Source organism: Rhodococcus sp. YH1 (assembly GCF_009939605.1).
In the GTDB taxonomy this organism is placed as follows: Bacteria; Actinomycetota; Actinomycetes; order Mycobacteriales; family Mycobacteriaceae; genus Rhodococcus; species Rhodococcus aetherivorans.
Window position 1 is genome coordinate 39,740 of record NZ_WVTE01000215.1, and the last position, 11,653, is coordinate 51,392.

An 11,653-nucleotide genomic window follows, 5' to 3' on the forward strand; every position below is an offset into this window, starting at 1 on the left:
GCTGAATGCGACGCCCAGATCGAATCCGGCAGACATCGGACTCTCCTTCACCCTCGAAGATCCCGACCCGACCTCAGTGTATTACCCTCGAAAGAGTCACACCACCAACGGATTTCGGGCAAATACCCCGGAGGGGACTTCTCGGGCGGTGGCGCGTGCTACGGCCCGAACCCCCACCTCCTCGAAAACGGCGCGTCTCCGGCGGCACCGCCACCGCGGGCGGGCACCGACGCCGGGCGCCGTTCCGGCGAACTGGACTTTATTTTTTTGTTGGGTATGGTCGTGGCCAGTTTGCGATTGCCGATTCGGAAAGGATTGACAATGGCCGCCAAGCCCGCCGTCAAGAGTTCCAAACAGTCCGCCCGCACCCTGAAGGAGCGGCGCGCGGAAAAACGAGCCAAGGCGCTCGAGTCCACCCAGTTCCTCCGCAAGCGGAAGAGCTGACCGCGGATCGACGACGACCGATCCGAACGAAATGGATTTCACAACAACAGTTCTCGAGAGACTCTACGCGCAGCTCGGAATCGAGATCGCCCTCGTGGACCCCGGGGACGAATTCCTTCCGGGATATCACCGGGGAATTCGGACCGCGCGACTGTACGTCCTCGACGAATTGGCTCGCCATTCCGCACTGCCTGCCACCATCAGAAAAACGACGAGAGAATCGCATCTCCCATGAACACGGCACAGCACGCGCTCGGGAGAATTCGAGCGAACCTGGAAAATGATCTGGAGACACTCGCCCGCGCCGAGCACACCCGCGGGTTCCGCCGGGGACTGCGCGAGGCGTTGACTCGCGTGACGGAACTCGAGGACGCCACCGCCGCGGGCTGACCCTCCGGATCCCTCCGCCCCGGCCCGGGCGCTGCGTCCCCGGGCCGGGGCGGAGCGCTTCGCGCCGGAGGCGCCGACCTCGTCCCCGTGCCGAAAGCGAAGAATCAGATGCCGCGCCGGTATACCGATGTTGTTGCCACGCACGCCGAACCGATGCCCTCCCCGGCTCGGGCCGGGGTGCTGAAGGTGATGTTCCTGCCGCTGGACGTCGCAGCGAGCAGGCTTCCTCCCGCCGCCGTTCCCGCCGTTGCCGGCACGGAGCCGTTCCTCCCGGCACGCATAGCCGACGCGCCCGGTGCCGATCACGTCGAGCGGGCACCGAGCCTGCTGGCGTTCCGGCACCTCACGGACCCCGGCGACGGCCCCGTCGCCTTCGGACCGGTCCGGCGTCCGGCGGCGGACACTCCACCGTCGGCGCCCGGCCGGACCCGTGTCGGCGCGCCCGGCGCGTGTGCGTCCCTGTGGGAGGTGCCCGGCGGCGGACTGGTGCTGGTGTGCGAGGAGTTGACCGCCGAGGCGCCCGGCACCGTGCTGACCTGGCACAGCGATCCCCTCTTCGACGGTGCCGACACCGGATTCCGTCGTGCGCTCGACGCATTTCTGGCGCCGTTCCGGGTGACCGCCGATGCCGGCCTGGTCGACGTGTTCCCCCGGCTCGACACCCGGCTGCCCGACCCCGCGGTGTACCGCCCGCTCCGCGAGGTGGTCGTTCGCACCGCTCGTCCGCTTGCGGCCGAGCGCACCGTCGAGGGACTGGTCGTGGAGGTCGCCGGGGACGGGTCCGATGCGGTGCGCCGGCTCGTCGGACCTCCCCGCTCAGGCACCCTCGCCGACGGGGTGTCGCGGGCATCCGGACGGTTGCGCACCTGGCATCCGGAACCGTTGGCCGATGCGCCGGTGCGGGCCGGGGCGCGGCTGGGCGTCCGCGACGACGCCCGGGCGATGCTGGTCGATCTCGGCGCCGCAGACCGTCACGGTTACCTCGGGGACGGCACCCGCGAGATGCTCTACCACCTGATCTGCTGGGTCGGCGCCCGGGCACACCTGCACACCGATCGGCGCCGGCTGCTCGGGCACCTGCGCACCCACCGCTCACACGACCGTGCGCAGCTCCTCACCGCGCTCGACGAGGTGGCCGACGTGCGTGCGCGCCTGGTCGAGGTGGCGCTGTTGTGCGCTCCCCCCGACGACGCGCCGGGACGGATCGCGCCGACGCGGTTGCGCTCGCTGCTCGCACACCGGGCGAGCGCGGAGATCGACGGGGCACGAGCCGAGTTGACCGAGCTGTGCGCCACCGCCGACCTGGTGCTGCACCGGCGCCTGCACACCGCTCGCCCCCGGCCGCAGCCGCTGCCCGCCGCGCCCGCCGTCCTGTCGGCGATCGCACTTCCGGCAGCGGCGACGGCGGCGCTGCTCGTCCCGCTGCAGCATCTGCACCCCCCGGCGCTCGTGCCGGCCGCCGTGTCCGCCGCCCTGGCCGTGGCGTTCCTGGCGGCGCCGCGACGAGATGGTGATGCCGCCGGACTCGTGCCGTTCCGGCGTCGGGGCCCGCGGGCGCTGCGCCGCAGGGACGCCGGACCCGGGGTGTAAAGAATTCGTCAGGACATCGGCCGCGGGCGTCAAGATTCCGTATGGATCGCGGTCCACGGACGGGCGCGGTGCGACAGTGTGGTGCGGGGCGCCGATCGGCGCCTGATTCGTGTCTACGACAAGGGAAGACGACATGGCCGACACCGCGTACGTGGTGCTGATCCTGGCAGGGTTCCTGGTATGCGCTCTGGTCCTGCGCGCGCTGCATGTGCGAGGTGAGAGCCGATGACCTGGGCAGGGGTGGCGAGCGTCGCGCTCGTCGTGCTCACGACGGCACTGGTGGTGTACCTGCTGATCGCGCTGCTCGATCCGGAGAGGTTCTGACGATCCGATGACTCCAGCTGTTGCCGCGGGACTGCAGATCGGCCTGGTCGTTGCAGTCCTGGCGTTGGCATACGTTCCACTCGGCGACTACATGGCGAGGGTGTACACGACCGACACCGACCTGAGGTGGAAGGACCTGCGGATCGAGTCCCTGATGTACCGGCTGTGCCGGATCGATCCGCGCGCAGAACAGACCTGGTACGGATACGCCGCGAGTGTGCTCGGTTTCTCGCTCGCGAGCGTGCTCTTGCTGTACACGGTGCAGCGACTGCAGGGTGTCCTGCCGCTCGGCCGGGACCTGGGTGGAGTGAGTCCGGCGGTGGCATTCAACACCGCGGTCTCGTTCGTCACCAACACCAACTGGCAGTCCTACGTGCCCGAGACGACGATGAGCCCACTCACCCAGTCCGCCGGCCTCGCGGTGCAGAACTTCGTCTCGGCGGCGGTCGGCATGGCGGTCGCGATCGCCCTGATCCGCGGCCTGGTGCGCGTCGGGCGCGGCGGCGAGATCGGCAACTTCTGGGTGGACCTGGTGCGCGGGACCCTGCGGATTCTCTTGCCGCTGGCGTTCGTGATCGCGTTGATTCTGTTGTCCCAGGGCGTGATCCAGTCGTACCGCAGCGGCTTCTCCGCCACCGGACTGGACGGCAACGCGGTCACCACCGCGCTGGCGCCGGTCGCCTCACAGGAGGCGATCAAGGAACTGGGCACCAACGGCGGCGGCATCCTCGCCGCGAACTCGGCCCACCCGTTCGAGAACCCCACCCCCGTCACCAATATCGTCGAGATCCTCGCGATCCTGCTGATCCCGGTGACGCTGACGCGCACGTTCGGCACGATGATCGGCAACCGACGGCAGGGCCTGACCGTCCTCGGCGTGATGGCGTTGCTCTACGGCACCGTCCTGGCGGTGGCGCTGGCCGCCGAATCCGGCACGCGGGGCGTGGCGGCGAACGCCGCCGGCGCGATGATGGAGGGCAAGGAAGTCCGGTTCGGGATCCCCGGTTCGGTGCTGTTCGCGGTGTCGACCACCGGCACGAGCACCGGTGCGGTGAACTCGGCGCACGACAGCATGTCCCCGCTCGGCGGTGGGGCCGTCCTGCTGAACATCCTGCTCGGCGAGATCGCGCCGGGCGGAGTCGGCACCGGCCTGTACAGCATGCTGGTGCTCGCGGTGATCGCCGTGTTCGTCGGGGGCCTGCTCGTGGGGCGCACGCCCGAGTTCCTCGGCAAGAAGCTGCGCAGGCGCGAGATCACCCTTGCCGCGCTGGCGGTGCTGGTGATGCCGGCGCTGGTGCTGACCGGCACCGCGATCACCGTGATCCTGTCCACCACCACCGGGTATCTCGGCAACTCCGGGGATCCGGGCACTCCGGGCGCGATCCACGGGTTCACCGAGGTGCTCTACGCCTATGCCTCGGCGTCGAACAACAACGGCAGCGCCTTCGGCGGGCTGACCGTGACCAGCGACTGGTTCCAGTCCTCGCTGGGCATGTGCATGCTGCTCGGGCGGTTCCTGCCGATCGTGTTCGTCCTGGCCCTGGCCGGATCGCTGGCCGCCCAGCGTCGCACCCCGGCCGGTGCGGGCACGCTGCCCACCACCGGTACGGCCTTCGCCGGGCTGCTCACCGGAACGGCCGTCCTCGTTGCGGCTCTCACCTTCTTCCCGGCCCTCGCTCTGGGCCCCGTCGCGGAGGCACTGCATTGACCCTCGTCTCCCCCTCGGCGCCTCACACGCACCTGCGGCGCCGCGACCACGGCTCTTCCTCCCGCCCCGCGGCGGAGATCACGGAGATACTTCGGTGACCATCGACCTTCATTCCCACCGGGAGACCATCACCTCCCACCCGCATCGTGTCGGCGGGGGCGTGTTCAGCCCCCGTCAGCTGGCAGAGGCCCTGCCGGGAGCGATCCGCAAGCTCGATCCCCGGCATGTGGCGCGGAATCCGGTGATGTTCGTCGTGCTGGTCGGATCGGCGGTCGCCACCGTCGCGGCGATGGTCGAACCCACGCTGTTCGCGTGGTCGATCGCGGCGTGGCTGTGGTTCACCGTGCTGTTCGCCAACCTCGCCGAGTCGGTCGCCGAGGGGCGCGGCAAGGCGCAGGCGGCGAGCCTGCGAAAGGCCAAGCAGGACACGACAGCCCGTCGCCTCACCGGTCCGGCCGCCGAGGAATCCGTATCGGCCACCGAGCTGCGCGTGGGCGATCTCGTCGTGGTGGAGACCGGTCAGACGATCCCCGGTGACGGCGACGTGATCGAGGGCATCGCCACGGTCGACGAGTCGGCGATCACCGGAGAATCGGCGCCGGTGATCCGCGAGTCGGGTGGCGACCGATGCGCCGTCACCGGCGGCACCACCGTGCTCTCCGACCGCATCGTCGTGCGGATCACCGCACCACCCGGGCAGACCTTCGTGGACCGGATGATCGCTCTCGTCGAAGGGGCCGCCCGGCAGAAGACCCCCAACGAGATCGCCCTGAACATCCTTCTCGCGGCGTTGACGATCGTGTTCCTGCTCGCGGTCGTCGCGATCGGTCCGATGAGTGCGTACGCCGGCGCCGAGCAGGGACCGGTCGAGCTGATCGCGCTGCTGGTGTGCCTGATTCCCACCACGATCGGTGCCCTGCTCTCCGCGATCGGCATCGCCGGGATGGACCGGCTGGTGCAGCGCAATGTGCTGGCCATGTCCGGTCGTGCCGTCGAGGCGGCCGGGGACATCGACACCCTGCTGTTGGACAAGACCGGCACCATCACCTACGGCAACCGGCGCGCCACCGCACTGCACCCCGCCCCCGGCGTCACGGATCTCGAAATGGCTTCTGCGGCAAGACTGTCGAGCCTGTCCGACGGAACCCCCGAGGGGCGCAGCATCGTCGAGTTGTGCGCCGAGCGGTTCCACCTCGATCCGAGCCCGTCGGGCGCCGAGCGCTCCGCCGAGTTCGTCGCATTCACCGCGCACACCCGGATGAGCGGCCTCGACACCGCCGGAGACGCCGGCATCCCGGTCCGCATCCGGAAGGGCGCCGCCGACGCGGTGACCCGCTGGGTGGCCGAGCAGGGCGGACGGATCCCCGAGGCGGTGAGCACCGTCGTCGACGACATCGCCCGCGGCGGCGGAACACCGCTCGTGGTGGCCCGATCCGACGATCGCGGCGCATCGGTGGTCGGCGTCGTCGAGCTGTCCGATGTCGTCAAGCCCGGCATGGGACAGCGATTCGCCCAGCTGCGGGCGATGGGCATCCGCACGGTGATGATCACCGGGGACAACCCCCTCACCGCGAAGGCGATCGCAGCCGAGGCGGGGGTCGACGACTTCCTGGCCGAGGCGACCCCCGAGGACAAGCTGGCGCTGATCCGCTCGGAACAGCAGGGCGGACGGCTGGTCGCGATGACCGGTGACGGTACCAACGACGCGCCCGCCCTCGCCCAGGCCGACGTGGGGGTGGCGATGAACACCGGCACCTCCGCGGCCAAGGAGGCGGGGAACATGGTCGACCTCGACTCCGATCCGACGAAGCTGATCGAGGTGGTCGAGATCGGCAAGCAGCTGCTCATCACGCGCGGGGCACTGACCACCTTCTCGCTGGCGAACGATCTCGCGAAGTACTTCGCGATCCTGCCCGCGTTGTTCAGCGGGATCTACCCACAACTGGCGGGGCTGAACATCATGGGACTGGCCACCCCGCAGAGCGCGATCCTGTCGGCGGTGATCTTCAATGCCCTCGTGATCGTGGCGCTGATACCGCTGGCCCTGAAGGGTGTGCGGTACCGGCCGGCGAACGCGTCGTCGCTGCTGGGGCGGAATCTGCTCGTCTACGGACTCGGCGGGGTGATCACCCCGTTCGTCGGGATCTGGCTGATCGACCTCGTGGTGCGTCTGGGAATCGGGTGACACTGATGGGATTCGGTAACTTCTTCGCAGGGTTGATGCGGCAGGCGCGGGCCGGCCTGCTGATGCTGGTCGCCCTGACCGTGATCGTCGGAGTGGCCTATCCGGCGGCGGTGTGGGCGGTGGGACGGCTCGGTTCGGCGAGCGCCGAGGGCTCGCCACTGACCGACACGAACGGTTGCGTCGTCGGCAGCCGGCTGATCGGCGTCGACCCGCAGGTCGCGCCCGGTGAGCCCGATCCGTTCTTCCACACTCGGGTCGTCGGCTCGGTCGCCGACGCAGACGCCTTCGCGCCGGGCGACCCGGCCGCCGCGCTGCCGTCCAACCAGGGCCCGAGCAGCGAGGTCCTGGCCGCCTTCGTCGACGAACGGCGTGCCGTGATCGCCGCGCGCGAGCAGGTGCCGCCGCAGGAGATTCCGGTCGATGCGGTCACCGGGTCCGGCTCCGGCGTCGATCCCCACATCTCCCCGGCCTACGCCGCGGTGCAGGTGCCGCGGGTGGCGCGGGTCACCGGCATCCCCGAGCAGCGGGTCCGGGAGCTGGTCGCCGCGCACACCGAGGGCCGGCAACTCGGGTTCCTCGGCGCCGAACGAGTGAACGTGCCCGAGCTGAACGTGGCGCTGGGACTGACCGCACCCGACTGCGACGGGGTCCCCTCGGGTGGATGATGGCGTCGTGACCGGTACTGCACGCACCGCCGCGCCCGAGGCGTCGCGCCGGGGGCGGCTGCGGATCTACCTCGGTGCCGCCCCCGGCGCGGGCAAGACGTTCGCCATGCTGGGCGAGGCCCATCGGCGGATCGCCCGGGGCGGTGACGTGGTGGTGGCGATCGTGAACACGCACGGTCGTGCCCGCACCGCCGAACAACTGGCCGGCCTGGAGAGCGTCCCGCCCCGACGGATCGGCTACCGGGACGCGGTGTTCGAGGAACTGGACCTCGATGCCGTGCTGGCCCGCCGGCCGGCCGTCGCCCTGGTCGACGAGCTCGCCCACACCAACGTTCCCGGCAGCCGCCACGCGAAACGGTGGCAGGACGTCGAGGAACTGCTCGACGCGGGAATCGACGTGCTGTCGACGGTGAACATCCAGCATCTCGAGTCCCTCAACGACGTGGTCGAGCAGATCACCGGCGTGGTGCAGCGCGAGACCGTCCCCGACGACGTCGTGCGCCGCGCCGACCAGGTGGAGCTGGTGGACATCACCCCGCAGGCCCTGCAGCGGCGCCTGGCGCACGGGAACGTGTATGCGCCCGAGAAGGTCGATTCCGCGCTGCGCAACTACTTTCGGGAGGGCAACCTGACCGCCCTGCGCGAGATCGCCCTGCTCTGGCTCGCCGACCAGGTCGACCTCGCGCTCGCCAAGTACCGCGGCGAACACGCCATCACCGACACCTGGGAGGCCCGCGAGCGGGTCGTCGTCGCCGTCACCGGTGGGCCCGAATCGGAGACGTTGGTGCGCCGGGCCAGCCGTATCGCCGCCAAGGCGAGTGCGGAACTGATGGTCGTGCACGTCGTCCGCGGCGACGGGCTCACCGGCGTCTCGGCGCCGCAGATGGGGAAGGTCCGGACTCTGGCGGCGAGCCTGGGGGCAAGCCTGCACAGCGTCGTCGGCGACGACGTGCCCACCACGCTGCTCGACTTCGCGCGGGAGGTGAACGCCACCCAGCTGGTGCTCGGCACGTCCCGGCGCCCGCGGTGGGCACGCATCCTCGACGAGGGCATCGGGGCGGCGGTCGTCCGCGACTCCGGCAAGATCGACGTGCACATGGTGACCCACGAGCACACCGCCCGTGGGCCGAGGATGGCGTTGCTGGGCCGCCACGAGCGGCGACTGCAGTCCTGGATCGCGGCGTTCGTCATCCCCGTCGTCGCCACCGGCGTGATGGCGCTGATCGACCACTTCACGGGCTTCGAGGGCCAGCACACGCTGTATTTCGTCGTCGTGCTCGCCGTCGCGCTGTTCGGCGGAATCGGTCCGGCCATCGTCGCGGCCCTGCTGTCGGCCCTGCTGTTGAACTTCTTCTTCACCGAGCCGCGCCACAGCTTCACCATCGCCGAGCCGGCCAATTTCGTCACCACCGTGGTGCTGCTCGTCGTCGCCGTGGCGGTCGCCGCACTGGTCGATGCCGCCGCGGCCCGTGCCCGCGAGTCCCGGCTCGCGTCCCAGGAGGCCGAACTGCTCGCGCTGTTCGCCGGCGCGGTCCTGCGGGGTGCGGACCTGCCCCGGCTGCTCGAGAAGGTCCGGGAAACCTACGCCCAGCACGGCGTCAGCCTCGTCCGCACCGACCGGGAGCCGGCACAGGTCCTGGGGACGGCCGGGTCGGCGCCACCGACGTCGATGCAGGCCGCCGACACCGTCTGCGAGGTCGACGACAGCGCGTACGCCCTCCTGCTCGGTGGTCCGCAGCTGCGCGCCCGCGACCGCCGGATCCTCACCGCGGTGGCCGGACAGGCCGCCGGACTGGTCCGGCAGCAGGAACTCGCCGCCGAGGCCGCCCAGGTGTCGGCCCTGGCCGAGACCGACCGCCTGCGGCGGCTGTTGCTGTCGGCGGTGAGCCACGACCTGCGCACCCCGCTCGCTGCCGTCAAGGCCGCGGTGTCGAGCCTGCGCAGCACCGATGTCGAGTTCTCCCCCGAGGACACCGCGGAGCTGCTCGCGACCATCGAGGAATCCACCGACCAGCTCACCGGCCTGGTGTCGAACCTGCTCGACTCCTCCCGGCTCGCGGCCGGGGTGATCACGCCCGTCCTGCAGCCGGTCTACCTCGACGAGGTGGTGCACCGGGCCATGGTCACGCTTTCGAGCGGCGGTTCGGACACCGCCCGCAACGTTCGCGAACGCATCGAGGTCGACGTCGACGACACCGTGGTCGCTGCGGACAGCGGGCTGCTCGAACGGGTCCTGGCCAATCTTCTCGACAATGCCCTGCGCTACGCACCCACCGGTCCGATCCGCGTCGGCGCCGGCACCTCCGGTGACCGCACCACCGTCACCATCGCGGACTGCGGTCCCGGACTCGCACCCGGCGACACCGGCAACGTCTTCGCCGCCTTTCCCCGCGCCGGGGACCACCGCAGCAGCCGCGGGGCGGGGCTCGGGTTGACCGTCGCCCGCGGATTCGCCGAAGCGATGGGCGGGACCGTCACCGCCACCGAGACACCCGGTGGCGGGACCACCATGGTGGTCGAGCTCGCCGCCGCGCCGGCCAGGGTGCCGCGATGACCCGCATCCTCGTCGTCGACGACGAACCACAGATCCTGCGTGCGTTGCGCATCAACCTCGCCGCACGCGGGTACGAGGTGATCACCGCCGGCGACGGACGCTCCGCCCTCCGTGCCGCCGCCCAGCAGCATCCCGATGTGATCGTCCTCGACCTGGGCCTGCCCGACCTCGACGGGATCGAAGTGCTCGCCGGGCTGCGCGGCTGGTGCACGGCCCCCGTCATCGTCCTCTCGGCACGCACCGACGCCCTCGACAAGGTGGCCGCCCTCGATACCGGAGCCGACGACTACGTCACGAAGCCGTTCGGGATGGAGGAGTTCCTCGCCCGCATCCGCGCCGCGGTCCGCCGGGCCGGCACCACCTCGGACACGACCGAACCGACGATCGACACCGACGACTTCACCGTCGACCTCGTCGCGAAGAAGGTCACCCGCGACGGCGCACCGGTGCACCTGACCCCCACCGAGTGGGGGATGCTCGAGATGCTGGTGCGCAACCGCGGCAAGCTCGTCGGCCAACGGGAACTGCTCGAAGAGGTGTGGGGGCCGTCCTACACGACCCAGACCCATTACCTGCGGGTGTATCTCACGCAGCTGCGCCGCAAACTCGAACCCGATCCTGCGCACCCTCGCCACCTGCTCACCGAACCGGGAATGGGATACCGCTTCGAACCGTGAAGCCACTCGCGCGGGACGAAGCGGGGCGGTCCGAGCAGCGCCGCCGGACGTCCGGCACGACGGATTCGTAACCAAATCCCGGTTCCGAGCAGCACGACGTCCCGGGCGGCGCTACCGTCGACGCATGTCAGCGGACGTTGCTGCGGCACCTGCGGCGCACCCCCACCTGCCTGCCCGGCCCCGCGGCCGCCTGAACTCGGTCCCGCACGTGGTGGGCCTGACCCTCGGGATCTTCGCCGTCGCGGTGGCGCTGTGGTCGATCTCCCCCACCCTGCGCTACTTCGTCCATACGCCACGGGAATACGTGGACACGTACCTGTTCGACGCGCCCGACACCAGCCTGTCGTACGCGCTGGTGCTCGGCCTGCTCGCGGCGGCACTGGCGAGCCGCAAGCGGATCGCGTGGTGGATCCTCACGGTGTACCTGGCCGGATTCGCGATCTACAACGGATTCGTGGCGGTGTCGGACCGCAGCATCGACGCGGCGATCGGTCTGGTGCTGCAGGTCGCGGCGGTCGGGCTCCTGCTCGCGGCGTATCCGGAGTTCTACACGCGGGTTCGTCGCGGGGCGGTGTGGAAATCGCTGGGCGTCCTCGTCGCCGGGCTCGCCGTCGGCACCCTGATCGGGTGGGGGCTCGTGGAATTGTTCCCCGGCACCCTGCCGTCCGACGAGCGGTTGCTGTGGGCGGTCAACCGGGTGACCGCCCTGTCCCTGCTCGACAACGACCAGTTCAGCGGGCGCCCACACGGATTCGTCAACACCCTGCTCGGCCTGCTGGGGGCGCTGGCGCTGATCGCGGCGGTGATCGTGCTGTTCCGGTCGCAACGGGCGACCAACGCACTGACCGGGAGCGACGAATCCGCGATCCGGGGCCTGCTCGAGCGTGGCGGCGACGATTCGCTGGGCTACTTCGCGACCCGCCGCGACAAGGCGGTCGTCTTCGCGCCCAGCGGTAAGGCCGCGGTGACCTACCGCGTGGAGGTCGGGAAGAACAAGGCATCCGGCGCCGAGATCGGCCGCATCCCGGTCGACTCGATCTATTCGCCGGTGCTCAAGGTGACCTACAAGGTGGAGGCGACCCGCGTCGAGCAGCGCACCGACTTCGATCGGTTGAT

The 11,653-nt window shown here is 70.3% G+C and carries 10 protein-coding genes; all 10 read left to right on the forward strand.

All coding sequences use genetic code 11. The features are described 5' to 3' along the window. Nucleotides 1-321: 321 nt before the first annotated feature. Nucleotides 322-444, forward strand: coding sequence for a hypothetical protein (locus AIIKEEIJ_RS33685; RefSeq protein WP_006931504.1), 123 nt, complete (start codon nt 322-324; stop codon nt 442-444). 231 nt (nt 445-675) lie between these two features. Then, the gene (locus tag AIIKEEIJ_RS32670) at nt 676-834 is read left to right on the forward strand and encodes a hypothetical protein (protein ID WP_006931502.1); all 159 of its coding nucleotides are present in this window, start codon (nt 676-678) and stop codon (nt 832-834) included. Nucleotides 835-987: 153 nt separating this feature from the next. Then, complete coding sequence (locus tag AIIKEEIJ_RS16610; protein ID WP_202917134.1) at nt 988-2,424, forward strand: hypothetical protein; 1,437 nt, start codon at nt 988-990, stop codon at nt 2,422-2,424. Between the two features lie 225 nt (nt 2,425-2,649). Then, on the forward strand, nt 2,650-2,748 hold the full coding sequence (gene kdpF, locus AIIKEEIJ_RS16615) for a K(+)-transporting ATPase subunit F (RefSeq protein ID WP_065923246.1): 99 nt from the start codon (nt 2,650-2,652) through the stop codon (nt 2,746-2,748). Nucleotides 2,749-2,755: 7 nt separating this feature from the next. Then, the gene (gene kdpA / locus AIIKEEIJ_RS16620) at nt 2,756-4,456 is read left to right on the forward strand and encodes a potassium-transporting ATPase subunit KdpA (protein ID WP_161996174.1); all 1,701 of its coding nucleotides are present in this window, start codon (nt 2,756-2,758) and stop codon (nt 4,454-4,456) included. Between the two features lie 94 nt (nt 4,457-4,550). Further along, a complete protein-coding gene (gene kdpB / locus AIIKEEIJ_RS16625) occupies nt 4,551-6,641 on the forward strand; it encodes a potassium-transporting ATPase subunit KdpB (RefSeq protein WP_443217112.1) in 2,091 nt (696 codons plus the stop codon). A 5-nt stretch (nt 6,642-6,646) separates the two neighbouring features. Continuing rightward, nucleotides 6,647-7,306 (forward strand): potassium-transporting ATPase subunit C, encoded by a 660-nt coding sequence (locus tag AIIKEEIJ_RS16630; protein ID WP_044476248.1) that lies wholly within the window; start codon nt 6,647-6,649, stop codon nt 7,304-7,306. A 7-nt stretch (nt 7,307-7,313) separates the two neighbouring features. Beyond that, complete coding sequence (locus AIIKEEIJ_RS16635) at nt 7,314-9,860, forward strand: DUF4118 domain-containing protein (protein ID WP_161996175.1); 2,547 nt, start codon at nt 7,314-7,316, stop codon at nt 9,858-9,860. Beyond that, nucleotides 9,857-10,537, forward strand: a complete 681-nt coding sequence (locus AIIKEEIJ_RS16640) for a response regulator (RefSeq protein ID WP_161996176.1) — start codon at nt 9,857-9,859, stop codon at nt 10,535-10,537. The genes AIIKEEIJ_RS16635 and AIIKEEIJ_RS16640 overlap by 4 nt, the downstream gene beginning before the upstream one ends. Before the next feature lie 124 nt (nt 10,538-10,661). Next, nucleotides 10,662-11,653 (forward strand): phosphatidylglycerol lysyltransferase domain-containing protein (locus AIIKEEIJ_RS16645; RefSeq protein WP_238406441.1); only part of this gene is annotated, 992 nt, incomplete at its 3' end.